We start from the raw sequence: 25,697 nt of genomic DNA, 5'->3' as shown, positions 1-25,697 counted from the left end.
CCTGGGAGAGTAGGAAGCCGCCAAGCGATAAGAACCACTGCCGTTAATCGGTGGTGGTTTTTTTATTTAATCGCTAAATTCGTAATTAGGATAAAGGTCCTTGGATTTTAATAATAGGTAGGACGGAGAATTACATGTAACGTTCCTAAGTAGGGCCGGGGTATGATATGTATCCTTGCATTTGCAAAGTTTTGTTTGGTTTAATATCTTCTGTACTAAGGCAATATTTACTATATTTCATAAAGAAAGCGGTGAGGATACTCAATAACAGGTTAATAAACTGCAAATTTTTGGTCAAAAGTGCTAAAGAAATGTAATGGGCTTTGTCATCCATTTCGTACAAAAATTGAATACAATAGCTATGTTAGATATAGACAGAGATCTATTTTATTCAAGGGAGAGAAGAACCAAATGTTTGGATTGCGAATGAGAAGAGGAGCTATGGCCTTGGCAGCCGGCGTTATATTGGGAGGTATTTTGCTGATGCAGGGGATAGGCTATGCGGCTGATGAGGGATTGGTAGACAGTGCTCAGCCAGCTCAAGCTAATCATAGTTCAACTAACATAGAAAATCAGAACACGAATACGACTTATACAAAGATTGTATTGAAGGCAAACGGGGTCATTACCGGACATGAAGGGTTATGGATCAAGGGGAAGACCTGGGTACCTATTACTTTTCTGCGGGATGGACTTGGTCTGCCTTTAAGTTACAACAAGGAGACTCGTACTTATTCCGTAGGGCAAGGATATCGGCAGTTGAACATTGCGGTATCTGAATATGGGGAATCGGTTGATATGAATGGCTTCTATCTTAAGGACAGCGGCTGTATCATAGACGGGCATTTGTATATCCCTTTTCAAGTTGTGAAGAATTACTTGGGATACCAGGGAGACTGGAGCCTAGCTGCCAAGAAGCTTAACGTGCTGAGCGTCAAGGAGAATGCGTTGGGAATAAATGTTAAGACTTTTGATCAAGAGGGAGATCAGGCTTCGATCCATCTGAAGTATCCTGAAGTGACGGGAATCGATAATGATAAGATAGAGCAAGCAATCAATGAGATTCTAAGAAGCGATGTGGATCGGTTCAGAGAAGAAATAGAGAAGAGTTTGCGGGAGAGAAGTGAGGATAGTCAGAGCCAAGGTCAGAATAAGATTAGCATCGACTATCAATATTCCAGCAGTTTCATCGTTACGTATAATAAAGATGGTATTCTCAGCTTGCTGACGCAGCAGCACGTCTATACCGGAGGCGCCCATGGGATGCCTTATCGAAAGGCCTACACGTTCTCTCTAAGCGATGGGAGTCAGATGTCCCTGGAAGACTTACTCGGACCGGGTGAGCATGATCTAAGCCCACTGAATGAACAAATTAAGGCGGATTTTCTAAAGCTGCCAGATTATTTTGGAGGCTTCGTTGCGCTGGGGAGTCAGCCGGACTTCTACCTGCAGCAAGGGGAAGAGGCTTTAAAAGTCTTTTTCCAAGTCTATGATTATACGCCGTATGCAGCAGGGTTTCCTGAATTTCCGTTCCCATTAAAGGCGATATTCCCTAAAAAAACAGCTTATTTGGTCATTTAAGGAATAGAATAGAGTAAATATAACAATAATCTTAAAATAACTAATGTAACCTTTTTGTTACCGACAAATATAGGACTATCGTTATAATTATATTGGTGCCTTATTACTCAGGAAATTGAACCTACTTCATGAATGATCCGGGTGAAGAAAGAATCATTGTAAATAATTCTGGGTAGGGAGGAATATTTGATGTGGCAAAAGAGAGTAAGATATTCCTTCTATCTGTTGGGAACGATCCTAATGCTGTTTGTCATAACTGGTTGCGGTTCCTCTAAGCCTTCCTGGACGACCTTCGTCGGAGCATCCGTGGAGAAGAGTTTCCCGGTTCCGAAGGAGGCCAATCGGGTGGAGACTGCGCCGAATAACTCGAAGATGGACTATGCCCATTATTCCTTATCTGGCCTGAATGAGGATAGCGGTGTACCGGAGGCCTATCAGAAGATTATCAAGGAGTGGGGCTGGACGGAGAAGGCAGAGGAAAGTAAGGGGACAACAACCGTCTACGAGAAAGACAAATTAACCGTGCAGCTTACTATTTATAATAATAGCTTTACAGTACTCGTTCCCAAGAGAGAAAGTAGGGCTGTCGTTCAAGGCTTAGATAGCGGTTCTTAATCAAGGAATAATCAGTAGTGAAATTTCGTAGTTATGCTTAAAAGTAGCCTGTCCCCCGGTATATCGTGGGTGACAGGCTTTTTCATTTGGTTGGAACTAATGATCTAGGTTAAGGCATGTAGTAGGAAGCGTCCTGCGGAGTCAGCTTAATGATTCCGTCACGGGGCTGCTTTCGGAAGCGGAGCAGAATGATCAGCCTTGGGGCCATGAACCAGAAATGCCAGAACAATAAGGCCATGATAAAGGAAACAGGCGACCACGGAATGAGAATAGCGATGATACAGCTTCCAATCCAGGTTGCATAATGCTGGGTGCGGCGGAATGTTGAATAACTGACGAATTGCTCCGGTAGATATCCGATCCACGGCAGACGCATTTTGAAATGCCAGCGTTTCTTATAAGAATGGCTTATGATAATAAGGACAGAGCGAGTAATAACGAATTGGATCCACAAGACGATAAATAACGCCAGCAAGAAAGTGAATATACTTGTCCATGTGATGAATACTATTTCAGCCAATAGCCAAATGAAGGGAAGCGTAGATAAACCGCCGATCAGGGCTTTGGGGATTGTAATTCTTCTGAGAAGCTTGTAATTATAAAAGGTTGCGCTTCCGGACTCCGCGGGCATGAGTGTGGACGACCCTCCTTTTTGTCAATAGAACTAAAAAAATGTAAATCCCTGATTAATATATCGGATGAAAGCAGAAATAATTAAGATTTGCTTACGTACAAACACAGTTATTAGGGCTTCCGCATATATATAAAGTAGGAATCTAACTATGAAAGGGTTTAAAATAATAGAATATGTATCATACTGGTAGTAAAACAAACAAGGTGGGATCGCATATGAATGAGCTTACCGGAAGTACGTGTATCATCTGCGGAGAGACCAAGAAAGATGGCATTCATATCGTATCAGAATTTATATGTGATGCTTGTGAATCAGAGATGGTCCATACGGATGTGCAGGAAGAGAAATATCATTTCTTTATTCATCAAATGAAGCAAATTTGGATGCAGAGAAATGCCTAGTTACTCCTTATATATCCTTAAATTACATTATAAATAGAAGATTGATGCCGGACTACTGCCTAAAGAGTACTTAAAGAGGACCTGATCTGAATGATGACGGGTCCTTTTATGTTGCCCTGTCAGGCGATTAAGCGGTAAAATGGAGCAAAAGAACAGCAAGAGCAAACGTAACAGGAAGGAATAGATTAAGCGATGTCGGAGCACAAGCCACGGGCCCCGTTGTATGAAGCGCTGGTTCATTACCGGAAGCGGAAGGATGCTTCCTTCCATGTACCAGGCCATAAGGACGGACAAGCCTATTCGGATATATGGGATATTAATGAGGAGATGGCTCTGGCAAGAGTCATGGAAATCGATGCGACGGAAATTACAGGAACGGATGATCTGCATCATCCCGAGGGAGTAATATTGGAGGCGCAGCAGCTTGCGGCGGAGTATTTCGGCGCCGCGGAGACGTTCTTCCTGGTTGGCGGCAGTACGGTCGGCAACCTGTCCTTGATCCTGAGCGTGTGTACCGCTCCAGGCGATGTGCTGCTCGTTCAGCGCAACGTCCACAAATCCGTGATTCACGGATTAATGCTTGCTGGCGCGAACGCCGTGTTCCTCTCGCCGCAGATTGACGCGGCGAGTGGTCTGGCCACCATCCCGTCCGTGGAGACGGTGCTTGAGGCCCTGAGCCGGTATCCCGGCGCCAAGGGGCTGCTCGTTACGCACCCGAACTACTACGGGATGGGGACCAAGCTGCAGCCGTTAGCGCAGCTATGCCACGACAGCGGCGTACCGCTGCTCGTGGATGAAGCGCACGGCGCGCACTTCGGGCTGCACCGGCAGCTGCCGCCCAGCGCTCTCGCGCAGGGAGCGGACGGCGTGGTGCAGTCCACGCACAAAATGCTGACCGCCATGACGATGGGCGCAATGCTGCATGTGCAGGGCGGTCTGCTCGACCGCAGCCTAATCCGGCTGCGGCTCGCGATGGTGCAGAGCTCCAGCCCTTCTTATCCGATCATGGCTTCGCTGGATCTAAGCCGCTGTCTACTTCAGGCCAGCGGGGAGAAGCTGTTCGCGCAGGCGCTAGATTTAGCCTCGCAAATGCGTAATGAGATCAGGGCCATGAAACGCTTCGGTCTTGTTGAACTAGGCGCAAGCGGAGACAGCGGTGCATACTCTATACAAGACCCGTTCAAAGTGGTGTTGTATGATGCAGCAGGAGAGCTTAACGGCTATGCTCTGCAAGAGGCATTGGAGGCGTGTGGCTGTATTCCGGAGATGAGCGATGAACGATATGTTGTCCTTGCTCTGAGTGTGGGTACTTCACAGCAAGATGTGGATCGTCTACTTGCCGCTCTTCAGGAAATCGCTGCAGCAGGAAGCGGCTTAACAACGGGAGCACAGCAGGCCTGTTCAGCAGAGCTGAACCCATCTGAGGCTAATATTTCCACGTGGAACATATTAGATACACCAGCCGCATCACAACCACAATTACAAGCGAAAAATAGCAGTCAGACCATGCCAATGGCAGCGAACGTGTCGACTCCCGTGTTGTTCAGTCTTCAGCCAGTAGCAACAGCACTGATCGAGAGAATTCCGATCGAGGAGAGCGCTGGGCGCCAGGCGGCGGAGATGGTTATCCCATATCCTCCAGGGATTCCTATCCTGTATCCGGGCGAATGGATTACGATTGAAATAAAGACCGCGTTGCTCCAGCTCAGGCGCTCCAAGGCAAAATGCCAAGGCATAGAGGATTCTTCTCTGCGTATGATCAACGTATATCAAAGTACAGAACAAAGGCGGGAACATCGTGAAAGCGAAAGATAGAGGAATGTTTATTACATTGGAAGGCGGTGAAGGATCGGGCAAGACGACGGTGATTGAAGAAATGGCGGCGGTGCTTGAAGAGCAGGGGATTCCTTATATCAAGACCCGTGAGCCTGGCGGTATTGAGATTGCTGAGAAGATTCGAGCAGTCATACTTAATCCGCAGCATACGACGATGGATCCGCGTACAGAAGCGCTGCTCTATGCTGCCGCAAGGCGTCAGCACTTAGCCGAGAGGGTCGAGCCGGCCCTTTCCGAAGGCAACTTCGTATTATGTGACCGATTCATTGACAGCAGCCTGGCCTATCAGGGGTATGCCCGCGGTCTAGGCATTGAAGAAGTATTGTCAATTAATCTGTTCGCTACGAATGGACGCATGCCGGACATTACTTTCTATATGGATATTGAGCCAGAGCAAGGACTGGCACGAATCGAGTCCAATCAAGGACGTGAAGTGAATCGTCTTGATCTGGAGGAGTTGGCATTTCATCAGCAGGTCCGCGAAGGGTATCAAAGAGTACTCTCTATGTACCCGGATCGGATTCAAGTGATCGATGCCTCCGGTTCGAAACAGGAGATTGCAGAATTGATCAAAAGCCAACTTCTTAGAGCCATAGAGGAATTTAAGCGTTCTTTGTCAAAATAGTAGGATAGCCTGAACCAATACTGCCTTATATAAATTTGGATGTTCTGGTTCACAAAAATATGAGGAGGGACTGCAAATGAAATTAATTGTTGCGATTATCCAGGATAAAGACAGCAATAAATTGTCCAGCGCACTTGTTAAGGAGAACTTTCGAGCAACGAAGCTGGCCAGTACCGGTGGGTTTCTGCGCGCAGGCAACACGACATTCATGATCGGGGTCGATGATAATCAGGTAGAATCCGTATTGGATGTCATACGCAATAGTTGTAAAGTACGTGAGCAGCTAGTAACTCCAGTAACTCCTATGAGCGGAACAACGGATTCCTATCTGCCGTTGCCAGTTGAAGTGCAAGTCGGTGGGGCAACGGTATTCGTATTGCCGGTTGATCGATTTGAACATTTCTAAACATAATGTTAACCATATATCTGCTTAGTATGATAGAATCATAACAATCATAGATGGATAGGCAGGTGACAGCTTTGAAGATTGATCCGGGGTTCAGGCCGTTGAACAGCCGCCTGGGCGTAAGCGATAATGCGGCTAAGCCGACTCAGGCCAAGAGCTTCGCCGATGTGATGCATAAGCATGGTGAACAAGCCAGCAAGGATGAATTGAATCGTAAATTTAAGGAGATCCAGCTGCAGGGCGACCGCTTGGCGCGTTCGATGACGGTACGGGAGCTGAAGGCTTACCGTCTTATGGTTAAGGGCTTCCTTGAAGACACCGTTCGACGTGGTGTAGGCATCAAAGATTCCCGAGGCTGGGATCGACGCGGCCGTGGGAAGCGTTACAAGCTGCTGGATGAGATCGATGCTACATTGCTGCAGATGGCTGATGAACTGCTCGAGTCGGAGCAGGGGAAGATTGAGCTTTTACAGAAAATCGGTGAAATTCGCGGTATGCTCATAAATTTATGCTTTTAGAAGAGGTAAGAGGAGTTATGGCTTTTACAGATATTATCGGGCAGGAGGCTGCCAAGCAGCAGTTGCAGAGCAGTCTCCGCCGCAAACAAATATCCCATGCATATATTTTCAGTGGTCCGCCGGGAAGCGGACAGAAAGAAGTAGCTATGGCGTTCGCTCAGGCTCTGTTCTGTACTAAGGGCGGGGACGACGCTTGTGGTGAATGTCTGGAATGCCGCAAGGTACAGCATGGCAATCACCCTGATCTACATTATATCGCTCCAGAGGGAGCGAGTATCAAGATTGAACAAATCCGCGACCTACAGCGGATCTTTTCATATCGCTCGGAGACGGGCAATCCGAAGGTGTACATTATTGATGAAGCCGATAAGATGACTGTTCAGGCCGCTAACAGTCTGCTGAAATTTCTTGAAGAGCCACCATCTCCGGCTGTAGCCATTCTACTGTCTGATAATGGACGAGCTCTTCTGCCGACGATTCAGTCCCGAGCTCAGTGGGTGTCCTTCATGCCGCTGGATCCGGACCGTATGATGCAAATTTTAACCGGAGAAGGATATACTGTAAATCTGTGTAGATGTGCTGTACAATTGGCAGCAGGAGTGAAGTCCTGCCGGGATTTACTTGATCAGAATTGGTTTGCAGAAATTAGAAACGTAGTGTTACAATTAGGGAAGGAAACCGCTGGCCGTGGCGGATCTCTATTAATTACAGCGCAGCAGAACGTATTCAAAGCCGGACTAGGCGAACATTTGGACATCCTGTTCAGCCTTTTCCATATATGGTTCAAGGACATGATTCATGCGCTCTATCATAGACATGACCGAATCGTTTTCGTAGACGAGCTGGATTTTATAACGAAGCATGCCTTCTCACGTGCTGAAGAGCAGTGGATTCATGCGATGGAACTCGTGGCGGAAAGTAAGAAAAAACTGCGACAAAATATGAATGCCCAGCTCTGTCTTGAACAATTTCTTATTGGTGTAGACAGGCGTAATTAGTCGGCGGCAGTACGTATCGTGTCTGACAGATAGATAAACTTTTCTCCCGTGGTAAGCAGGGGTTTGATTACAAGTGGCAGCCTCTTACACGAGGTTCTCCAGGTTTTTATCGCTATACAAGGGGGTAAGTTTTTGTATACTGTAGTAGGTGTCCGCTTCAAGAAAGCGGGTAAAATATACTATTTCGATCCGCTTGATTTTCCCGTTGAGAGAGATCAGAGCGTCATTGTCGAGACGGCGCGAGGGATCGAATACGGCAAGGTTGTAGTTGGCAAGAAGGTGGTTGAGGAGGCGGACGTTGTTCTTCCGCTCAAGAAGGTGATCCGGATTGCGGGCGATGCTGATGCCGACATTGTTGAAGAGAATAAGCTTGCGGCGAAGAATGCTTTTGCCACATGTTTAAATAAAATCAAAGACCATGATTTGAAAATGAAGCTGGTCGATGTCGAATTTACGTTTGACCGCAACAAAATTATTTTCTATTTCACGGCAGAGGGACGGGTAGATTTTAGAGAACTGGTGAAGGATTTGGCCAGTATTTTCCGCACCCGGATCGAGCTGAGACAGATCGGTGTCAGAGATGAGGCGAAGATGCTAGGCGGGATCGGCCCTTGCGGTCGGATACTCTGCTGTTCCTCTTGGCTCGGCGATTTCGAGCCTGTCTCGATCAAGATGGCTAAAGACCAGAGCTTATCGCTCAACCCAACCAAGATCTCCGGTTTATGCGGCAGATTAATGTGTTGCCTCAAATTTGAGCATGATAACTACGAGAGTGTGAAGGAAGAAATGCCGACGGTTGGCAAGCAAGTCATTACTTCTCTGGGAGAAGGCAAAGTCGTTGGAATTAATGCCGGTTCACGGACAGTGCATGTGCAATTGTTCGAGATCAACAAGGTCAAGGAGCTTTCGTTAGACGACGTAGTTGTTAAATAGTCAAGAATATCATAATTTTCAATATAATTGAGAATGACTCTGGGGTGGGAACTTGGAGAATAAAGATATTTTCGCGTATATGCAAGCGCTGGAAAAACAAATAGCTAAAGTACACGGCGATTTTGGCACGCTTATGCTCGAGGTGAAGAAGCTGATGGAGGAGAACCAGCAGCTCAGGCTTGAGAATGAGAAGATGCGTAAAGTTCTGAAGCAGGAAAATGAGGTAGAACTGGTATCTTCCGAAGGGAAGCAGGAACAAACGCAGCTGGAGCATAAGGAGAATACCGATATCGTGGGAGAAGGTTATGATAACCTGGCGCGGTTATATCACGAAGGTTTTCATATCTGCAATGTATATTACGGACATTTACGTACAGAGGGCGATTGCCTGTTCTGCCTGTCTTTTTTGAATAAATAACAAGCCGTAGGGAGAACTTCCTACGGTTTTTTTTAGATTCCAGTGGGAAATGCAATCCTTATAAAGGATATAACAAATAATTAGCAGAAATGGACGAGCGCGATTCATGAGAAATGTGGAAATTTACGAGACAGAGCGGGTGGATGATCTGCTTACCCATGATCTGTCGATCATTCAGAGCGAGCAGGTGTTCAGCTTCTCAATGGATGCAGTACTTCTAGCGAGATTTGCAAATATTCCGAAATACGGTCGAATATTGGACTTATGCAGCGGTAACGGTGTAATACCGATTCTGCTATCAACCCGGACGAATGCGCAAATTGAAGGTATCGAGATTCAACCCCGACTTGCCGATATGGCTCGGCGCAGCGTGGAGATGAACGGCTTGACAGAGCGGATTAACATTATTGAGGGGGATCTGCGCGATCTAGCTAAGGAAGGCGGGAATGGCATATATGATGCCATAACGGTTAATCCACCCTATATGCCGCTAACAGGTGGGGATCTGAAGCTAAGTGAGCATCAGAGCATCGCTCGGCATGAGATTCATTGCACGCTGGAGGATGTGGCGCAAGCGGCGATGCGACTGGTCAAGCCCGGGGGCAAAATATCGATGGTTCACAGACCGCAGCGGCTTGGAGATATCATAACGATGTTAAGGAAGTACCGGATGGAGCCCAAGGTGATCCGATTTGTTCACCCCCGGGCTGGATCAGAGGCCAATATGGTACTGGTCGAGGCGCATCGGGATGGGAAGCCGGACGTCAAAATATTGCCTCCGCTGATCGTATATCAGGAGAACGGGGAATACTGTCAGGAAGTTATGGATATCTATTACGGATCAAAAGAGGAGAAGGCATGAGTATAAGCATACAGAGAAGTTTTGAAGATAATCCGGAGAATAGTAGCCCGGGGAAGTTATTCCTCGTCGCTACGCCGATCGGCAACCTGGAGGATATGACTTATCGTGCTGTGCGAACCCTGCAGGAGGCAGATATCATCGCTGCAGAGGATACGAGACAGACGCGCAAGCTGTTAAGTCATTTCGAAATATCGCCCGGCAAACTGCTGAGCTATCATGAGCATAATAAGGCAGCCAGTGGCCCAGAATTGATACGCTTTATAATAGAAGGAAAAAATTTGGCGCTGGTTAGTGACGCCGGTCTGCCGGCCATTTCTGACCCAGGCAGTGATCTGGTTAAGCTAGCGCTGGAAGCGGGTATTTCCGTAATTCCGGTTCCCGGGGCAAACGCGGCTCTGTCAGCTCTGATCGTGTCAGGTCTACCTACAGAGAGATTCACCTTCCTTGGCTTCTTACCGCGAGACAATAAAGATAGAGACAAGCTATTAAGCTCACTGCTCGATGAACAAGGAACATTGCTGTTGTATGAATCTCCACATCGATTGGTGAAATCGCTTGAGGCGTTGCTGGAGGCCTGGGGGAATAGACATGTCGTTCTGGCTCGCGAGCTGACGAAGCGCTATGAAGAGATGGTACGGGGGACATTAAGCGAATGCTTGGAATGGCTGCAGGAGCATCCGCCGATTGGCGAATATTGTATCGTTGTCTCTGGGGCTCATCCTGAAGAGGTGAAGGAGCGGAGAGATGCATGGTGGCAAGCGCTCTCGGTGGAGGATCATGTCGCACATTATGAAGAACAGGAAAAGCTGCCGAGAAAAGAAGCGATGAAGAAGGCTGCTGCCGATCGGGGAGTCTCAAAACGGGATATTTATAATATGCTGCTGTAAAAGAGGACTTTTTTGAACAGGTATTAAAAGCGTGAAGGCCCCTTTTTATAATTTACTGTAAATAGCTAAAAACCCATAAATTGTATTTACGGGTCAAAAAAGGGGCCTTCGTAGGCCGGGTTCAAGCCTGGAAGGCGCCAAGGAGATATGAAAAAGGTTAGAATTAACATATTCAGTAAATCTATTATATACTATTTTTATTAATTTGTCACAGGGGTAGGCAATTCGCTCAAACATTCATGGCAAACAATTTTTCCCTTGAAGTAAGTTACGTTCTCGGCATTGCCACAGAAGATACAAGCAGGCTCGTATTTCTTAAGCATGATCCGTTCTCCGTCAACGTAAATTTCAAGAGCGTCTTTCTCACCGATTCCAAGTGTACGGCGCAATTCGATCGGGATCACGACACGTCCCAATTCATCTACTTTTCTAACAATACCTGTTGATTTCATCATAACTGATAGTAGCCCCTCTCGCTATAGTTTAAAAGTGTCATTATTCGACAAACTTCTATCTTTTATGATAATTATGATACCAACCATTGCCAGAATAGTCAACCTATTTATGGTAGAGTTCATTTTTATTTCTATTTTTTTGGTTGAAAAAGCATAATTCATCCTTAAATTACTGTTAGATAGGCGCTTTTCCGCTTAAAACAGGTTATTCTATGATTCGACAATTTGGAAAGTGTATATTCAACAACTTTAGACAAAATTCGACAAAACCTGTCGACATTAGCTAAACTTTCGTCAAATCGCCTTACAAAGTTTTTTTTCAAATTACGGTTAAGGAGGGATTTACATGTATCGTCAGCTTCGGGAAGAGAAAGTGTTCAAGGATCCAGTTCACAATTATGTTCATGTGCAGGATGAAATTATTTGGTCGCTCATTAATACTTCGGAATTTCAGCGTTTGCGCCGGATCCGTCAGCTTGGAACTTCTTATTTAACATTCCATGGTGCTGAGCACAGTCGATTCTCCCATTCTTTAGGAGTCTATGAAATTACCCGGCGAATTATTTCTCAATTTGAGCGTGCCAATTATGCGGACTGGCCTCGGGAAGAGGGAATGGTAGCTTTATGTGCTGCATTATTGCATGATTTGGGCCATGGTCCATTCTCTCATTCTGTAGAGCAGGCCTTCCAGATGCATCATGAGGATTGGACATGCCGTATTCTGCTCGGTGATACAGAGGTCAGATCGGTGCTGCGCCGGATGGGGGATGATTTCCCTGATAAAGTAGCGGCGGTGATCCGCAAGGATTATGAACAACCTATAGTTGTTAATCTTGTCTCCAGCCCACTGGATGCCGATCGTATGGACTATTTGCTGCGAGATGCTTATTTTACCGGCGTTAATTATGGAACGATAGATATGGACCGGATTCTACGGATGCTTAGACCCTATAAAGGAAGAATTGTCGTCAAGGATTCGGGTATGCATGCGGTGGAAGATTATTTAATGTCCAGGTATCAGATGTACTGGCAGATTTATTTCCATCCGGTTACACGGAGCTCAGAGATCATTTTAAGGCAGATTTTCAAAAGAGCGAAGGAGCTATATGAGCAAGGCCATCGCTTCAAGTTCCTGCCGGAACCATTGCCTTCATTATTTAATCGCACCATGACGGTACAGGACTATCTTCAATTAGATGAAGCGTTGATTCAGACGGCCTTCATGCAGTGGAGGAAGGAGACAGATGAGCTGCTTGGAGAACTATGCTCCCGGTTCATCGATCGTAAGCTGTATAAATATGTAGAGATGGACTCTTTGGATATGGAGACGATTGAAGAGATTAGAGCTGCTTTTGATAAGGCAGGGCTTAATCCGGAATACGATTTGGAAATTGATTTTCCAACGGATCTGCCGTATGATGTGTTTCGTCCGGATGGGGAGGGGCGAGAGAAGCAGATCTTGCTTCTGGACCGTCAAGAACGCTTGCGTGAAATTTCTGAAGTATCAGATATTGTCAGATCGATCAGTGGTCTGCAACGCGGGAAATTCCATTTGTATTTTCCAGATGATAAAGTTCGTACAATTATTGACGAATTGCCGCATGAGATTGCTGAGATATTCGTAGACCAGCATTAAAATTCTCGAATTATGCCAGAATGGAGTCAACAATAACTAACAAATTTACTAACTGGGAGGCGCAATTTACATTGATGCTTATTGATACACATACCCATTTGGATGCTCCGCAGTTCGACGAGGATCGTGAGGAGGTCATTCAGCGGGCTCTGGAACAGGGAGTTACGCGGATGATCAACATTGGCTTTAATCGGGAGACGATTCCGACGACGATGAAATTGGCGGAGCAATATGACTTTATCTATGCGGCCGTAGGCTGGCATCCACAAGATGCGATTACGATGCAGGATGGGGACCTCGATTGGATTGCCGAATTGTGCAAGCATGAGAAGGTCGTTGCGATTGGTGAGATCGGGCTGGATTATTATTGGGATACGTCACCCAAAGATGTGCAGCATAAGGTTCTGCGCGATCAGATCGGACTTGCTAGGAGTCTAGGGATGCCGATTTCGATTCATAATCGCGATGCACATGAGGATATTGTGCGAATTTTGCAGGAAGAGAAGGCAAATGAAGTTGGCGGTGTTATGCATTCCTTCTCAGGTAGCTGGGAAATTGCCAAAATGTGTCTAAATATGGGATTTCATTTGTCATTTGGCGGGCCGATTACGTTCAAAAATGCCAAGCAGCCGAAGGAGGTCATCGCGAAGGTTCCAATGGACCGATTATTGATCGAGACGGACTCCCCATATTTAACTCCACACCCATATCGTGGGAAGAGAAATGAGTCGGGTTACGTTCGTCTAGTCGCCGAGGCGGCAGCGGAATTAAAAGGGATTTCTTTGGAAGAATTATCCAGCCTAACGACCAAGAATGCAATGGAACGATTTGGTATTCGCTGAATTATTGAGAAAAAGTGATGAAAAAATGAGTAAACGAGAAAGATTAATGCATTTTAACAATTAAAACTCTGTTTATTACATTTTTTTAACCAATTATTAAAATAAACGTTGTTGATTCGTCCTTTACAACATGTATCGAAACAAGATAGAATTTCTTCAGTAATCGATTTGGCGATTCTCACAAACTTTATTTTGCCAAAGATTACCGAAGTTCCATAACCAGTCTCGCTGAATCTCCGAGTATGGAGAACGGGGGAACCGATCACGGCAATTCATGAGATTATGAATGATCATGTCGTGAAGGATTTCTTTGTAAGGGTCTATGGGGTGAATTCGAGGTCATTGCGCCATGAGCGAATGAACTGAGAAAGGGCGACTCTCTACGTCCTAACCCGACAGCTAACCTCGTAGGCGTATCCAGAGAGGCAACAACTCGTGCATCTACACATCATTGATTATTCAGGAAGCCACGAACAGAGTTCCTCTAACTCTTTCTTTAGGCTTCTTTTGTTTTGAATAAACTTAGTAGGGTCATCATACTGTTGTTTACAGGGGGTGGCTAATGCCGAGAGGACTGGGACAGGAATGCGAAGTGCGCTTTATGGCATTTCGTAAAATCGATCTGTAGTCACGTCAATTGCATGATATGTCGATCTAGACGGCGGGACTATGTAAGGAGGACGGAAGATATGGGATTTTTCCGTAACCAGGATACCCATGAATCACGCTCATCCAGCATGTCTTACGCAATGCGATGGAAGCAAGAACATCTGCGTCAGGTTTTGCTTGTTGGAGTTCTGGCCATTGCAGTAATCACCATCATCCTGATTTGGTTCTACACACAGAACAGTAAAAAAATATATTTAGTTGTCGATGGAAAGACAGAGTCAATCACAACCAGACATTCCTTGGTCAACAAAGTGCTCGATGAACAATCCATCATATTGCAGCCGGGCGATGAAGTTTCCAAATCGTTGTCGAGCGCAATAGAAGATGGGGACCGGATTGAGATTGTTCGGGCCGTTCCCGTCAGCATCAGCGTGGATGGCACTCATAAGCTGACCTTCACCACGAAGTCCAAAGTAGAGGATGCTATTCAGGAACTAGGCGTAGATGTGAATCAGGAGGACAAAGTTTCTCCAGACTTGAATCAGACCATTTCAGCGAACATGGTTATTAATATCGTTCGTGTTAAGAAACATAATATTCAACAACAAGAGACCGTACCATTCAATGTCGTCAAGACAAGTGATGATCAACTGCTGAAGGGTGAAACCAAGGTCGTACAGGAAGGCAGCCAGGGCCTAGTCGTGCACAATGTTGAGAAGGTGTATGAGGATGGCAAATTCGTGTCGAAGCGTTGGCTTGGCAAAGAGGTCGTTAAGAAGGCCACTCCTAAGGTCATTGCCGTAGGCACGAAGCCGAAGACTGCTGTGATGTCCGCTAGCATTTCCCGCTCCTCGGATCAGGTGAGCATCAGCGGATTGACTAAGAAGGGCGGAGTCTCGTTCAAATATAAAAAAGTACTCAAGAACGTAACCTTGACTGCCTACTCTGCAGAAGAGGATGGAATTGGCACGAAGACAGCTACAGGAACCCGGGTTAAAGAGGGAAGAACGATCGCTGTCGATAAGAATGTCGTTCCGTTAGGCTGGTGGGTGTACATTGAGGGCCTCGGATTCCGCAAAGCGGAAGATACCGGCGGCGCTATTAAAGGCAACAAAATGGACGTATATTTCGATTCGCTCAAAACAGCAAATCAATTCGGCCGCAAGAAGGGACGGACAGTTTATGTCATCGGCCCGACCAAGCCGGAGCTCAACTAGTTCGCTGCAGAGTTGAATGGATATACCGAAATAGGATAATTACTAGTGGGGGTTCAAAAAGTGGACTTTTTGAGCAACCTCTATTAGGATGATGAATAAGACAGTGGATAAGAAGAGGAGTATATCCTCTTCTTTTTGTTTTGCTTATTAAAGCGTATAATTTTCAGGGATATGTTTATAAGAGGAACAACCGCTATATGGAAGGGAAGACCGTATATGATCAAAGAGATCATTGTGGTGGAAGGCCGGGACGATACTGTGGCGATTAAGCGTGCCGTAGAGGCCGATACGATTGAGACGGGCGGTTCAGCCATCAATGAGAGAACACTGCGCAAAATAGCGCTTGCCCAAGAGCGACGCGGGGTTATTATATTTACAGATCCGGATCATGCCGGAGAGAGGATTCGCAAGATCGTTGCTCAGCGTGTGCCAGGCTGCAAGCACGCCTTCCTGCGGGAGGCCGATGCGACCAAGCGGGGAGATATCGGTGTCGAGAATGCGTCGCCAGAGGCGATCCGAGAGGCTCTGAGCCGAGTACGCAGCGAGACCGAGGGAATGGACCCTCTAATCGATTGGGAAGACTTAATCGATGCAGGGCTCATTATTCACCCACAGGCGGCTGCAAGAAGACGTAAGCTTGGCGAGTTGCTCGGGATCGGTTATTGCAATGGCAAACAGCTGTATAAGCGGCTAGTGGTCTTTAAGATCAGCCGGGAGGAGTTCGCGGCTGCACTGGCACAATTGGAGGATGAAGGGGTAATTCATTAATGACGATAAGAGAAGATATAGCAACTCCACGCCGAACGAAGGAGATTATCCAACGTCATGGCTTCTCGTTTAAAAAGAGCCTGGGTCAGAACTTTCTGATTGACCAAAATATTCTTAACAAAATTGTAGCAGCGGCTGGACTGGACAAGACGAAGGGAGCGCTAGAGGTCGGCCCTGGTATCGGGGCGCTTACTGAGAAGCTCGCTGAGGAAGCCAGCAAAGTGACCGCAGTTGAGATCGACCAACGGCTGTTGCCGATCCTTGGAGAGGTGCTGGAGCCGTTCCCTCATGTGCAGGTGGTCCATGGCGACGTGTTGAAGCTAGATCTGAAGGAGTTGTTCGCTCAGCAATTCAGCGATGTGAGTGGCGTCAGCGTAGTGGCCAATCTGCCTTACTATGTTACCACACCTATCCTGATGAAGTTGCTGGAAGAGAAGCTGCCTTTGGAGAACATCGTAGTCATGATTCAGAAGGAGGTGGCTGAGCGAATGGCCGCTTCTCCAGGAGGGAAGGAATACGGCAGCTTGAGTATTGCAGTGCAATATTACAGCGAGCCTGAGCTGGTCTGTACAGTGCCTCACAGCGTGTTTATCCCACAGCCGAATGTAGAGTCCGCAGTGATCCGTCTTAAGGTGCGCAAGCAGCCTCCGGTTCAAGTTGAGGACGAAGCGTTCTTCTTTGAGGTGGTACAAGCTTCTTTTGCACAGAGACGCAAGACGATCTCGAACAATCTAAAGAGCCGTTTCTTCCCGAAGGAGGGCAGGGAGCGTCTGGAGGCTCTGCTGGAAGAGGCCAGCATCGCCCCGTCAAGACGGGCGGAGACGCTGGATCTTCTTGAATTTGCCAAGCTGAGCAATGTGCTAGCGCAATTCGGATTGAACGAAGCTTAGCTGTAACCAATCCCTTTATCCGCCCATACGATGGGGTAGAGGTGATGGATTGTGACGAAATTGGGAGACTTGGTCGTCCGCAAATCCTATGGAGGGGATGTTACCTTCCGAGTGGAGAGAATTGAGCGGAGCGTGGCCATCATAAAGGGAACAGAATTTCGTCTTCTGGCCGATGCGCCACTGACGGATTTGTTAGAGGTGGACCCAGGTTCACCTGGAGAGAAGACAGAACGTGCGCGGATCAAGGCGACCGAATCGCTGCAGCGGCTGCGTCAGGACCGCCAGCAGCTGGCGGAGCGCAATCAGGTTGCGGTCCAGCAGTGGTCACCTGCGGCTCAGGAGCAGGCTTATTTTGAGGTGCCTGGAAAGGTGCTGCATTTGGATGGGGATGAGAGATACTTACAGAAGAGTCTTGATCTCTACGAGAAGCTTAGAGTGCCTGTGAACGGCTATTATGTAAATGAGTCTGCTATGCCTAACGTGCTGTACCGACTGCTGCCAACCGTGAACCCGGACATTGTCGTGCTGACAGGACATGATGGGGTACTGAAAAACCCTCCATCAAGAGACCTGTACAACTTGACCAGTTACAAAAATTCCAAGCATTTTGTAGAGGCTGTGCGTATAGCGCGCGAATATGAGCGTAACTTCGATACACTGACGATCGTGGCGGGAGCTTGTCAGTCGCATTTTGAGGCCTTGCTGCAGGCAGGAGCCAATTTTGCCAGTTCCCCTGCCCGCGTGTTGATTCATGCTCTGGACCCGGTCTATATTGCGGCTAAGGCGTCATTGACATCGATTCGGGATACGATTCATATTACCGATGTGCTCAATCAGACGATCAGCGGCACACAGGGAGTTGGGGGAATCGAGACGCGGGGCAGCTACCGGATCGGACTGCCTACACTTAAGGATTTATCGAAATTGAACATTGTTCCGACGATGTAATTCGAGCTTTTCAGAAAGTGTCGAAAAAAAATCGTTGACAAGTTTTTTTTCATGCTGATATAATTATTTATTTAATTTGACAATTGTGACCCCCTTCATGTATAATGGACAAAGAAGGAAGGTGGTCACAGGCCATGGCTAAAAATGCACTATCAGAAATTAAAAATAGTCTGGAAGCTCACGTTGGTCAGAAAATCATGCTGCGGGCAAACGGTGGTCGCCGAAAGACTGTCGAACGTACTGGAGTGTTAGAGGAGACTTATCCTTCAGTCTTTATCGTTAAGCTGGATCAAGATCAACAAAGCTTCAAACGTGTGTCCTATAGTTATGCCGATATACTGACCGAATCCGTTGAAGTTATGGTGTATAACGATGACAACGGAATGGGGCTTTCGTATATTAAACCGTGAACATCATGATATGTCAGTAGGCGATCTTTGCATTTTGCGAAGGTCGCTTTTTTCATGACAACTTTATGACCAAAATGTACATATATCCTAGACGTTAGTTGGATCTAATGATCGTATGAAGTGTTGCCGAATGTAGCATACTACGGATGTTCCTTATTGAACTCGCACTTTATCTTAGGATTAAAGGGGGAAGTGGCTATGGCACGCAGACGGCGCAGTGTGATGTCGGAGGAGCTTAAGGTAGAGCTTGCCAAGGAGCTTGGATTCTACAATACGGTACAGCAGCAAGGCTGGGGAGGCATTAGGGCCAAGGATGCGGGAAATATGGTCAAAAGAGCGATAGAAATGGCAGAACAGGCCGCCGCAAAGAATTCACAATAATGATTGCACATAATTAGGCTTCTCCCGAGGGGGAAGCCTTGTTTTTGTATCAGGATAAAGTAATATAGAGAAGGCAGGTTTGTCTTTTCATTACATAGACGGAATGCACGGATTTTTTATAAAATAGGTATAGTGAGCTCATTACATTGTGGATTAATACGAATTCAGAATAACAGCATTATGGAAATCTTAGTGAATGGATATTTGAGGACAGGTGAACGCCTTGAAAATTTATGAGAAAGCACCGGCAAAAATAAATTTAATGCTTGATGTGCTATATAAACGGCCTGATGGGTACCATGAGGTTGAAATGATCATGACGATGGTCGATTTGGCGGATCGTCTGGAAATGAGCGAGCTTCCCCGCGACACGATTATTATATCGAGTCAAGCGGGTTATATTCCGTTGGATGAGAAGAATCTGGCCTTTAAGGCGGCTAAGCTGATTAAGGAGCGTTACAAGGTTCCAAGCGGTGTCTACATCCATTTGGACAAGAATATTCCTGTAGCAGCGGGATTAGCTGGTGGCAGCAGCGATGCGGCGGCAACACTGCGCGGCTTGAACCGCCTCTGGAAGCTCGGCATTTCGGATGCAGAGCTAATGGAGCTTGGTGCAGAGCTCGGCTCGGATGTCCCGTTCTGTGTTACAGGAGGGACAGCACTGGCTACAGGCCGGGGGGAGAAGCTAATCCCAGTGGCTCATCCGCCGCAATGCTGGGTCATTCTAGCCAAGCTGCCGATCAATGTATCGACTGAGGAAGTCTATGGCCGATTCCGCAGCGATCGGATTACGAAGCATCCTTCGGCCAGCCGAATGATGCAGGCGCTTGATAGCGGGTCTTTTCACGGAATGTGTCAAGAGCTTGGCAATGTGCTTGAGGAAGTGACGCTGCAAATGCATCCAGAGGTGGCTCATCTCAAGGAGACGATGCTGCGTCTTGGAGCGGATGGCGTGTTGATGTCGGGAAGCGGCCCGACGGTCTTCGGACTTGTGTCCAAGGAGTCGAAGGTACCGCGGATTTACAACGGACTGAGGGGCTTCTGCAAAGAGGTGTATGCCGTCCGTCTATTGACTAAATAAGTAAAGATTGTACAAAACCGTACGAAAATGTTATATTTTCATTAAAATATTCGGATTTAGCGAGGGGTCTTCGTGAAAAAATTGAAAAGAAGCGCTCGATTAGTTGAAATGACCCAATATCTGTTATCCCGTCCGCATCATCTGATACCTCTGACAACGTTTGCGCAGCGGTATGGCGCGGCTAAGTCTTCAATTAGTGAAGATTTGGCAATTATCAAAGAGGTGTTCGAGGATGAGGGAATCGGTGAACTGCAGACGCTGGCAGGCGCTGCCGGCGGGGTCAAGTATATTCCCAAGGTAGGCAAAGAGCAGGCTCTTGTATTTATCAATGAGCTTTGCGAGAAATTGTCTCAGCCTGACCGCATTCTACCTGGGGGCTATCTGTATATGTCGGACTTGCTGGGACAGCCGGCATTGATGAACGAGGCCGGGAAGCTGTTCGCGACCGCTTTTGCCCATGTAGACATTGATTGCATTATGACCGTTGAGACGAAGGGGATTCCGTTGGCTTATGCTACCGGTGCCGAATTGAACCTGCCTGTTGTGCTCGTGCGTAGGGATCATCAGGTGACGGAAGGGTCGGCGGTAAGTATTAACTATGTATCGGGTTCACATAAAAGCCTGCATACGATGACGTTGTCCCGTCGTGCGCTCAAGGAGAAATCCAGAGTGTTGATCGTCGATGACTTCATGAAGGCTGGCGGCACGATTCAAGGGATGGTCGATTTGCTTGCCGAGTTTGATGCGACTGTCGCAGGAGTTGGGGTCCTGGTAGAATCTGGGGAGGTTGAATCGGAACAACGTCTTCTTCAGGATTATGTGTCCTTGGCTACACTACGTGCTGTAGACGCGAAGGAAAAGGAAATATCAGTTACCCCTGGTAATTATTTTAATAAATGATTTAAACCAAAAATTAGTCGATTTCCCGTAAAAACTACCGGAATTATGGCGAATTGTGTCGAATAGCACATTATTCCAAAAAAATTCTTGAATTTAGCCTATTTTATTCACGAAAAAAAAAGGATTTCCGTTCGCTATGTGGAATATTACACCAAGTCTCTGATGGAAAAAGGTGGTGAACACATATGCAAATTACGGATGTAAGACTCCGCCGAGTCAGCTCTGAGGGCAGAATGAAGGCGATTGCATCCATTACCATCGATAACGAATTTGTTGTTCATGACATTCGTGTAATTGACGGTAACAACGGGATGTTCGTAGCTATGCCTAGCAAGCGCACACCGGACGGGGAATTCCGGGACATCGCGCATCCGATCTCTTCGGGTACTCGCGAGAAGATTCAGAGCGCAGTTCTCGCAGAATACGAGCGCGCAGCTGACCAAGAGGAAGTTATTGAAGAAGGGGCTTAAGTTTTTTGTATTATCGTAACTAATTGGGGTTCGAGGAAAAGAGAGCCATGCCCATGGCTCTCTTTTCTTTTTGCCTTAAATGAGATATAGTCAGTAATGAGTTCAATTGAAGGAGGCCGGGGCCTTGAAAAGATTTGCGATTATTCTTGCTGCAGGACAGGGGAAACGCATGAAGTCGAAGCTCTATAAAGTGCTCCACCCCGTTTGCGGTAAGCCGATGGTCGGACATGTCTTGGATACGGTGAAGAAGGTCCAATGTGAACGCAGTATTGTCGTTGTTGGCCATGGTGCGGAGGCTGTAAAGTCTTATCTTGGCACCTCAGCGGAATATGTACTGCAAGAGAAGCAACTAGGGACCGGTCACGCCGTCAAGCAAGTCAAACAGCTACTTGGCCAAGAGAATGGAACGACGATCGTTATCTGTGGAGACACTCCGTTAGTTACCGAGGAATCGCTTGAAGCGATGCTCCAGCTTCATGAGAAGAATGGAGCGGCGGCTACAATTCTTACTGCCGAGGTGGATCGTCCGCAAGGTTATGGACGGGTTATCCGGGGCGAGAATGGCTCCGTGAAGCGTATTGTCGAGCAGAAGGATTGTTCTCCTGAAGAAAATGCGGTAAAGGAAATCAATACCGGCACTTATTGTTTTGATAATGCGAAGTTATTTTCCGCTCTGGAGAAAGTGACAAATAACAATGCTCAACAGGAGTATTATTTAACGGATGTCATAGGAATTCTGGTTCAAGAAGGCGATGTTGTTGAAGGTTACAGAACGGACGATTATACCGAATCTATCGGTGTTAATGATCGTATCGCTCTCTCTGAAGCGGAGACGCTTATGCGAGCTCGCATTGCCCGTAAGCATATGTTGAACGGTGTTACGATTATAGATCCGGGCTCTACGTATATTGGGGCCGATGTTACGATCGGAGCGGATACCGTTATTTTGCCGGGATGTTCTATATATGGACAGACGGTTATCGGAGAGGATTGTGTGATCGGTCCTTCTTCTGATATCGAGGACTGTCACATTCTTGACGGTGCAAAGGTCAAACATTCGGTGCTGAGCCAGGCAGAAGTTGGCAAGGATACGACCGTAGGACCGTTTGCTTATTTGCGTCCAGGAACTAAGTTAGGTAATCATGTGAAGGTTGGCGATTTTGTAGAGATTAAGAATGCCTCTATGGATGACGGCTCGAAAGTCTCTCATCTTAGCTATATCGGCGATGCCAAGGTAGGCAAGAACGTCAACTTTGGCTGTGGCGCGATTACTGTCAACTATGATGGATATAATAAGTCTATTACTGAGATCGAAGACGATGCCTTTATCGGTAGCAATGTCAATCTGATAGCGCCGGTGAAAATCGGCAAGGGTGCATATGTTGTAGCTGGCTCAACGATCACGAATACTGTACCGGATAATGATCTGGCTATAGCGCGGAATCGTCAGGAGAATAAGCCGGGTTATGCGGAGAAGATTCGCGCCCGAGCCAAAGCGAAGAAGCAAAGAGAACAAGAAGAATCAAGAGAATAGCAGCAAGATGCCTAGGCAATGGAAGAAGTAGTATGAATCGAAGGTTCAGGTTTTTCAGGATGCAGTGATCATATTAATGACGGGGATAGTTTGAGACATCTCTAATCTATCTACACAGCACGGAGGGTATTAAATTTTATGACTTATTGTGATTCTAAACTGAAGATATTCACTTGTAACTCCAATCCGAAATTAGCGCATCAAATCGCCGATTATATTGGAATCCCGATGGGGGACTCGGAGACGACTAGCTTCAGTGACGGTGAAATTCAAGTCAAATTGTCGGAAAGCGTACGCGGCTGCCATGTATATATTGTGCAGTCTACTTGCGCTCCTGTTAATGACAATCTGATGGAGCTGCTCGTTATGGTGGATGCTTTGAAACGTGCTTCAGCTAAGAGCATTAATGTAGTTATTCCGTATTACGGATATGCGCGCCAGGACCGCAAGGCGCGTTCGCGCGATCCAATTACGGCCAAGCTGGTAGCTAATCTGATTGAGAAAGCAGGTGCCCACCGCGTCATTACGATGGACCTGCATGCCATGCAGATTCAGGGCTTCTTCGATATACCAGTGGATCATATGTTGGGTGTACCAATCCTGGCTCAATATTTCCGTTCGAAGAATATTCAGAACCCGGTTGTCGTATCTCCTGACCACGGTGGTGTAGTTCGTGCCCGTAAGCTGGCCGACTTCTTGAACGCCCCACTGGCGATTATCGATAAGCGTCGTCCGGAACCTAACGTAAGTGAAGTTATGAACATCATCGGGAATATTGAAGGAAAGACCGCTATTCTCGTCGACGATATCATTGATACCGCAGGCACAATCGTGCTCGGGGCCAACGCGCTGAAGGAAGGCGGCGTTGAGGAAGTCTATGCTTGCTGTACACACCCTGTGCTGTCCGGTCCAGCGATGGAGCGGCTTGAGAATTCTCCGCTCAAAGAAGTTATCGTAACGGATACGATTCCAATTACGCATCCTAATCCGACTAGCAAGTTGAGGGTTCTGTCTGTTGCCCCACTTATGGGCGAAGCTATTATTCGTGTTCATGAGGAATTATCGATTAGTAAGTTGTTTGAAATAGAGTAAAAGTCTCAACCCTCCCTTACCATAAGGGAGGGCTCCAAAGGGCATGCCGCCCTCTGGACTCCTGCATATGGATAAACGTTGGAGGTAGAGAGGTGCTCCTGCGACTGTCCCCCTTCTAGGGGGAGGCGCTAGGGGCTTTTGTTGCATGGAACGCTTTTCCCCCTTCGGGTACGTCTTACTTTGGGAGCACCTGGGTTACCTGAAAACACGCTGGGGAGGTCTGTTACTTTCGGCTCGCCCAGGTGACGGTGAGGTTGGGGCCGCTTTTCACCCCTACGGGGTACGCTCTACTATTGGCGGTTGTGAGGGAGCGAAGAGTGACTTTGGTGCTTTTTGACTGCTACTTGGTACGAAGGAGGGCGCTGTTCCTCCGGAATGCGCTGGGTAGGGGGCGAAGAAGTCCGCTGTTCCTTCGGAATGCGCTGGGTAGGGGCGAAGAAGTCCGCTGTTCCTTCGGAATGAGCTGGGTAGGGGCGTAGAAGTCCCCTGTTCCTTCGGAATGCGCTGGGTAGGAGCAAGGAGTCCGCTGTCCCTTCGGGATGCGCTAGGTAGGAGCGAGTGGCCGCTGTCCCTTCGGGATGCGCTAGGTAGGAGCGAGTGGCCGCTGTCCCTTCGGGATGTGCTGGGTATGCCAGAGAAGAGGAAAAATGGAGGATTAACAAAGATGAAATGGATTGTCGGTCTCGGGAATCCGGGGAGTCAATATGAGAAGACTCGTCATAATATCGGGTTTATGGCGCTGGATGAGTTGGCGCGAAGGCACAATATTGAGATCAAGCAGAGCAAGTGCAAGGCTTTGGTGGGTGAAGGATTCTTGCCAGGCGGCAAGGTCGCGCTGATCAAGCCGATGACATATATGAATTTATCCGGTGAGGCGGTTCGGGCCTTCATGGATTATTACAAGGTGAATCTGGAGGACATGATCGTCGTGTATGACGATCTGGATACGGAGTTGGGGCGTAATCGGCTGCGCTATCAAGGGAGTGCCGGTGGGCATAACGGGATTAAGTCGATTATCCAGCATACGGGGACGCAGACGTTCAACCGGATTCGCATGGGGATTTCCCGGCCGGAGCCGGGGTATGCGGTAGTAGATTATGTCTTGTCCAAGTTTGCCAAGAAGGATCAGCCGCTGCTTCAGCAATCGATTGATGCGGCTTGTGATGCGCTGGAGTATAGTATGGATCACACTTTTGAGCAGACGATGGCCAAGTTTAATCAATAGTTTCAGACAGACTTCTATAGTTGGTCCAAAGAGCTAATGCATAGGGCTAAGCTACGGCGTTTCAGGGCATACTGAAGACATAATGATTCTTCAGGAGGCATATAGATGGCAATAAACTATATATGTCGGCATTGCCGAACGTTTATTGGTAGAATAGAGGCACCCTATATATCCGAATCGCAGCTAGGTTTCCATTCCTTGACCCCCGATGAGCGGAGAGATATAATAGCGTATGATTCGAACGGTGATACTACGGTTCGGGTGACTTGCGATTATTGCAGGGAGGCACTGGAGAACAATCCGGAGCTGACCTTGCTCTCGAATCCACTGCAATGATCGGCAGGGAGGATGAAGGATTCACTTTGAAATGACGGATATTTGAGCCTTGGCAAGCGTGCTGAGGCTCCTTTTTGGTTCGAATATGGACCCGGATTGGCAGGTAGCTCTACGTTTACGAAATCGCGACTTTTCGTCATGCGATTTTTATCAAGAATAGTATCAATTAAGCAATAAGAGAGGTGCCTC

Annotated in this window: 29 protein-coding genes and 1 riboswitch; of the genes, 27 read left to right on the top strand and 2 right to left on the bottom strand. The window is 47.2% G+C overall.

Features of this window, described 5'->3' with window-relative positions; all coding sequences use genetic code 11:
- Positions 1 to 411 precede the first annotated feature (411 nt).
- Positions 412 to 1,581 (top strand): PdaC/SigV domain-containing protein, encoded by a 1,170-nt coding sequence (locus ABD014_RS22470; protein ID WP_343865073.1) that lies wholly within the window; start codon positions 412 to 414, stop codon positions 1,579 to 1,581.
- Positions 1,582 to 1,770: 189 nt separating this feature from the next.
- The gene (locus ABD014_RS22465) at positions 1,771 to 2,196 is read left to right on the top strand and encodes a hypothetical protein (RefSeq protein ID WP_343865071.1); all 426 of its coding nucleotides are present in this window, start codon (positions 1,771 to 1,773) and stop codon (positions 2,194 to 2,196) included.
- A 109-nt stretch (positions 2,197 to 2,305) separates the two neighbouring features.
- On the opposite strand, the gene ABD014_RS22460 is transcribed toward ABD014_RS22465, so the two are convergent.
- Positions 2,306 to 2,827, bottom strand: a complete 522-nt coding sequence (locus ABD014_RS22460; protein WP_343865069.1) for a hypothetical protein — start codon at positions 2,825 to 2,827, stop codon at positions 2,306 to 2,308.
- A 218-nt stretch (positions 2,828 to 3,045) separates the two neighbouring features.
- On the opposite strand from ABD014_RS22460, the gene ABD014_RS22455 reads away from it, so the two are divergent.
- The 10 genes from ABD014_RS22455 to rsmI all read left to right on the top strand — a co-directional run bounded on the left by ABD014_RS22455 (position 3,046) and on the right by rsmI (position 10,714).
- Positions 3,046 to 3,231: a sigma factor G inhibitor Gin gene (locus ABD014_RS22455; RefSeq protein WP_126994359.1), complete on the top strand. Its 186-nt coding sequence runs from the start codon at positions 3,046 to 3,048 to the stop codon at positions 3,229 to 3,231.
- A 192-nt stretch (positions 3,232 to 3,423) separates the two neighbouring features.
- Entirely contained in the window at positions 3,424 to 5,046 is a 1,623-nt protein-coding gene (locus ABD014_RS22450) for an aminotransferase class I/II-fold pyridoxal phosphate-dependent enzyme (RefSeq protein ID WP_343865066.1), read from the top strand.
- Between the two features lie 4 nt (positions 5,047 to 5,050).
- Positions 5,051 to 5,692: a dTMP kinase gene (gene tmk / locus ABD014_RS22445; protein ID WP_343865080.1), complete on the top strand. Its 642-nt coding sequence runs from the start codon at positions 5,051 to 5,053 to the stop codon at positions 5,690 to 5,692.
- 76 nt (positions 5,693 to 5,768) lie between these two features.
- Positions 5,769 to 6,098: a cyclic-di-AMP receptor gene (locus ABD014_RS22440; protein ID WP_126994363.1), complete on the top strand. Its 330-nt coding sequence runs from the start codon at positions 5,769 to 5,771 to the stop codon at positions 6,096 to 6,098.
- A 74-nt stretch (positions 6,099 to 6,172) separates the two neighbouring features.
- Positions 6,173 to 6,616, top strand: coding sequence for a YaaR family protein (locus ABD014_RS22435; protein ID WP_127004200.1), 444 nt, complete (start codon positions 6,173 to 6,175; stop codon positions 6,614 to 6,616).
- Positions 6,617 to 6,633: 17 nt separating this feature from the next.
- The gene (holB, locus tag ABD014_RS22430) at positions 6,634 to 7,614 is read left to right on the top strand and encodes a DNA polymerase III subunit delta' (protein WP_343865063.1); all 981 of its coding nucleotides are present in this window, start codon (positions 6,634 to 6,636) and stop codon (positions 7,612 to 7,614) included.
- Between the two features lie 132 nt (positions 7,615 to 7,746).
- Positions 7,747 to 8,547, top strand: a complete 801-nt coding sequence (locus ABD014_RS22425) for a PSP1 domain-containing protein (RefSeq protein ID WP_068778584.1) — start codon at positions 7,747 to 7,749, stop codon at positions 8,545 to 8,547.
- A 52-nt stretch (positions 8,548 to 8,599) separates the two neighbouring features.
- Positions 8,600 to 8,965, top strand: coding sequence for an initiation-control protein YabA (locus ABD014_RS22420; protein WP_343865060.1), 366 nt, complete (start codon positions 8,600 to 8,602; stop codon positions 8,963 to 8,965).
- 106 nt (positions 8,966 to 9,071) lie between these two features.
- Positions 9,072 to 9,827 (top strand): tRNA1(Val) (adenine(37)-N6)-methyltransferase, encoded by a 756-nt coding sequence (locus ABD014_RS22415; RefSeq protein ID WP_343865058.1) that lies wholly within the window; start codon positions 9,072 to 9,074, stop codon positions 9,825 to 9,827.
- Positions 9,824 to 10,714, top strand: a complete 891-nt coding sequence (gene rsmI, locus ABD014_RS22410; RefSeq protein ID WP_343865056.1) for a 16S rRNA (cytidine(1402)-2'-O)-methyltransferase — start codon at positions 9,824 to 9,826, stop codon at positions 10,712 to 10,714. The genes ABD014_RS22415 and rsmI overlap by 4 nt, the downstream gene beginning before the upstream one ends.
- Positions 10,715 to 10,914: 200 nt before the next feature.
- On the opposite strand, the gene ABD014_RS22405 is transcribed toward rsmI, so the two are convergent.
- Positions 10,915 to 11,169 carry an AbrB/MazE/SpoVT family DNA-binding domain-containing protein gene (locus ABD014_RS22405; RefSeq protein WP_068778580.1) on the bottom strand — a complete coding sequence of 85 codons (255 nt, stop codon included), beginning with the start codon at positions 11,167 to 11,169 and terminating at the stop codon, positions 10,915 to 10,917.
- Between the two features lie 346 nt (positions 11,170 to 11,515).
- On the opposite strand from ABD014_RS22405, the gene ABD014_RS22400 reads away from it, so the two are divergent.
- The 15 genes from ABD014_RS22400 (at position 11,516) to fin (ending at position 25,508) form a co-directional block, all read left to right on the top strand.
- Positions 11,516 to 12,805, top strand: a complete 1,290-nt coding sequence (locus ABD014_RS22400; RefSeq protein ID WP_343865053.1) for an HD domain-containing protein — start codon at positions 11,516 to 11,518, stop codon at positions 12,803 to 12,805.
- A gap of 74 nt (positions 12,806 to 12,879) precedes the next feature.
- On the top strand, positions 12,880 to 13,647 hold the full coding sequence (locus ABD014_RS22395; protein WP_343865077.1) for a TatD family hydrolase: 768 nt from the start codon (positions 12,880 to 12,882) through the stop codon (positions 13,645 to 13,647).
- A 216-nt stretch (positions 13,648 to 13,863) separates the two neighbouring features.
- Positions 13,864 to 14,077: riboswitch (cyclic di-AMP (ydaO/yuaA leader) on the top strand.
- A 259-nt stretch (positions 14,078 to 14,336) separates the two neighbouring features.
- A complete protein-coding gene (locus ABD014_RS22390) occupies positions 14,337 to 15,473 on the top strand; it encodes a resuscitation-promoting factor (RefSeq protein ID WP_343865051.1) in 1,137 nt (378 codons plus the stop codon).
- 216 nt (positions 15,474 to 15,689) lie between these two features.
- Positions 15,690 to 16,241 (top strand): ribonuclease M5, encoded by a 552-nt coding sequence (gene rnmV, locus ABD014_RS22385; RefSeq protein ID WP_126994378.1) that lies wholly within the window; start codon positions 15,690 to 15,692, stop codon positions 16,239 to 16,241.
- Positions 16,241 to 17,131 carry a 16S rRNA (adenine(1518)-N(6)/adenine(1519)-N(6))-dimethyltransferase RsmA gene (gene rsmA / locus ABD014_RS22380; protein WP_343865048.1) on the top strand — a complete coding sequence of 297 codons (891 nt, stop codon included), beginning with the start codon at positions 16,241 to 16,243 and terminating at the stop codon, positions 17,129 to 17,131. Before rnmV ends, rsmA begins: the two co-directional genes overlap by 1 nt.
- A gap of 51 nt (positions 17,132 to 17,182) precedes the next feature.
- Positions 17,183 to 18,079 carry a sporulation peptidase YabG gene (yabG, locus tag ABD014_RS22375; RefSeq protein WP_343865046.1) on the top strand — a complete coding sequence of 299 codons (897 nt, stop codon included), beginning with the start codon at positions 17,183 to 17,185 and terminating at the stop codon, positions 18,077 to 18,079.
- Between the two features lie 134 nt (positions 18,080 to 18,213).
- The gene (gene veg, locus ABD014_RS22370) at positions 18,214 to 18,489 is read left to right on the top strand and encodes a biofilm formation stimulator Veg (RefSeq protein ID WP_068778573.1); all 276 of its coding nucleotides are present in this window, start codon (positions 18,214 to 18,216) and stop codon (positions 18,487 to 18,489) included.
- A gap of 198 nt (positions 18,490 to 18,687) precedes the next feature.
- On the top strand, positions 18,688 to 18,870 hold the full coding sequence (locus ABD014_RS22365) for a small, acid-soluble spore protein, alpha/beta type (RefSeq protein ID WP_343865044.1): 183 nt from the start codon (positions 18,688 to 18,690) through the stop codon (positions 18,868 to 18,870).
- Positions 18,871 to 19,093: 223 nt separating this feature from the next.
- The gene (gene ispE / locus ABD014_RS22360; protein WP_343865042.1) at positions 19,094 to 19,951 is read left to right on the top strand and encodes a 4-(cytidine 5'-diphospho)-2-C-methyl-D-erythritol kinase; all 858 of its coding nucleotides are present in this window, start codon (positions 19,094 to 19,096) and stop codon (positions 19,949 to 19,951) included.
- A 72-nt stretch (positions 19,952 to 20,023) separates the two neighbouring features.
- Positions 20,024 to 20,851: a pur operon repressor gene (gene purR, locus ABD014_RS22355; RefSeq protein WP_343865040.1), complete on the top strand. Its 828-nt coding sequence runs from the start codon at positions 20,024 to 20,026 to the stop codon at positions 20,849 to 20,851.
- Between the two features lie 185 nt (positions 20,852 to 21,036).
- Positions 21,037 to 21,321: a septation regulator SpoVG gene (gene spoVG / locus ABD014_RS22350; protein ID WP_343865038.1), complete on the top strand. Its 285-nt coding sequence runs from the start codon at positions 21,037 to 21,039 to the stop codon at positions 21,319 to 21,321.
- A gap of 124 nt (positions 21,322 to 21,445) precedes the next feature.
- Positions 21,446 to 22,855, top strand: a complete 1,410-nt coding sequence (gene glmU, locus ABD014_RS22345; protein ID WP_343865036.1) for a bifunctional UDP-N-acetylglucosamine diphosphorylase/glucosamine-1-phosphate N-acetyltransferase GlmU — start codon at positions 21,446 to 21,448, stop codon at positions 22,853 to 22,855.
- Positions 22,856 to 22,993: 138 nt separating this feature from the next.
- Positions 22,994 to 23,947 carry a ribose-phosphate diphosphokinase gene (locus tag ABD014_RS22340; protein WP_343865034.1) on the top strand — a complete coding sequence of 318 codons (954 nt, stop codon included), beginning with the start codon at positions 22,994 to 22,996 and terminating at the stop codon, positions 23,945 to 23,947.
- Between the two features lie 664 nt (positions 23,948 to 24,611).
- Positions 24,612 to 25,172 (top strand): aminoacyl-tRNA hydrolase, encoded by a 561-nt coding sequence (gene pth, locus ABD014_RS22335; RefSeq protein ID WP_343865032.1) that lies wholly within the window; start codon positions 24,612 to 24,614, stop codon positions 25,170 to 25,172.
- A 105-nt stretch (positions 25,173 to 25,277) separates the two neighbouring features.
- Complete coding sequence (gene fin, locus ABD014_RS22330) at positions 25,278 to 25,508, top strand: anti-sigma-F factor Fin (RefSeq protein WP_068778565.1); 231 nt, start codon at positions 25,278 to 25,280, stop codon at positions 25,506 to 25,508.
- The last annotated feature ends 189 nt before the right edge of the window (positions 25,509 to 25,697 follow it).

The organism is Paenibacillus motobuensis (assembly GCF_039521865.1).
Taxonomy (GTDB): Bacteria; Bacillota; Bacilli; order Paenibacillales; family Paenibacillaceae; genus Fontibacillus; species Fontibacillus motobuensis.
Note: the sequence above shows the minus strand (reverse complement) of the source record. Positions and strands in the feature narration are given on the sequence as shown.

Coding starts and splice junctions, on each gene's coding strand:
- ABD014_RS22455 (WP_126994359.1), top strand. CDS start 3,046: ATGAATGAGCTTACCGGAAGTACGTGTATCATCTGCGGAGAGACCAAG.
- rsmI (WP_343865056.1), top strand. CDS start 9,824: ATGAGTATAAGCATACAGAGAAGTTTTGAAGATAATCCGGAGAATAGT.
- ABD014_RS22470 (WP_343865073.1), top strand. CDS start 412: ATGTTTGGATTGCGAATGAGAAGAGGAGCTATGGCCTTGGCAGCCGGC.
- ABD014_RS22415 (WP_343865058.1), top strand. CDS start 9,072: ATGAGAAATGTGGAAATTTACGAGACAGAGCGGGTGGATGATCTGCTT.
- pth (WP_343865032.1), top strand. CDS start 24,612: ATGAAATGGATTGTCGGTCTCGGGAATCCGGGGAGTCAATATGAGAAG.
- rnmV (WP_126994378.1), top strand. CDS start 15,690: ATGATCAAAGAGATCATTGTGGTGGAAGGCCGGGACGATACTGTGGCG.
- ABD014_RS22440 (WP_126994363.1), top strand. CDS start 5,769: ATGAAATTAATTGTTGCGATTATCCAGGATAAAGACAGCAATAAATTG.
- ABD014_RS22450 (WP_343865066.1), top strand. CDS start 3,424: ATGTCGGAGCACAAGCCACGGGCCCCGTTGTATGAAGCGCTGGTTCAT.
- ABD014_RS22340 (WP_343865034.1), top strand. CDS start 22,994: ATGACTTATTGTGATTCTAAACTGAAGATATTCACTTGTAACTCCAAT.
- fin (WP_068778565.1), top strand. CDS start 25,278: ATGGCAATAAACTATATATGTCGGCATTGCCGAACGTTTATTGGTAGA.
- ABD014_RS22400 (WP_343865053.1), top strand. CDS start 11,516: ATGTATCGTCAGCTTCGGGAAGAGAAAGTGTTCAAGGATCCAGTTCAC.
- rsmA (WP_343865048.1), top strand. CDS start 16,241: ATGACGATAAGAGAAGATATAGCAACTCCACGCCGAACGAAGGAGATT.
- ABD014_RS22390 (WP_343865051.1), top strand. CDS start 14,337: ATGGGATTTTTCCGTAACCAGGATACCCATGAATCACGCTCATCCAGC.
- holB (WP_343865063.1), top strand. CDS start 6,634: ATGGCTTTTACAGATATTATCGGGCAGGAGGCTGCCAAGCAGCAGTTG.
- spoVG (WP_343865038.1), top strand. CDS start 21,037: ATGCAAATTACGGATGTAAGACTCCGCCGAGTCAGCTCTGAGGGCAGA.
- ABD014_RS22365 (WP_343865044.1), top strand. CDS start 18,688: ATGGCACGCAGACGGCGCAGTGTGATGTCGGAGGAGCTTAAGGTAGAG.
- ABD014_RS22405 (WP_068778580.1), bottom strand. CDS start 11,169: ATGATGAAATCAACAGGTATTGTTAGAAAAGTAGATGAATTGGGACGT.
- tmk (WP_343865080.1), top strand. CDS start 5,051: ATGTTTATTACATTGGAAGGCGGTGAAGGATCGGGCAAGACGACGGTG.
- ABD014_RS22460 (WP_343865069.1), bottom strand. CDS start 2,827: ATGCCCGCGGAGTCCGGAAGCGCAACCTTTTATAATTACAAGCTTCTC.
- ABD014_RS22395 (WP_343865077.1), top strand. CDS start 12,880: ATGCTTATTGATACACATACCCATTTGGATGCTCCGCAGTTCGACGAG.
- veg (WP_068778573.1), top strand. CDS start 18,214: ATGGCTAAAAATGCACTATCAGAAATTAAAAATAGTCTGGAAGCTCAC.
- ABD014_RS22465 (WP_343865071.1), top strand. CDS start 1,771: ATGTGGCAAAAGAGAGTAAGATATTCCTTCTATCTGTTGGGAACGATC.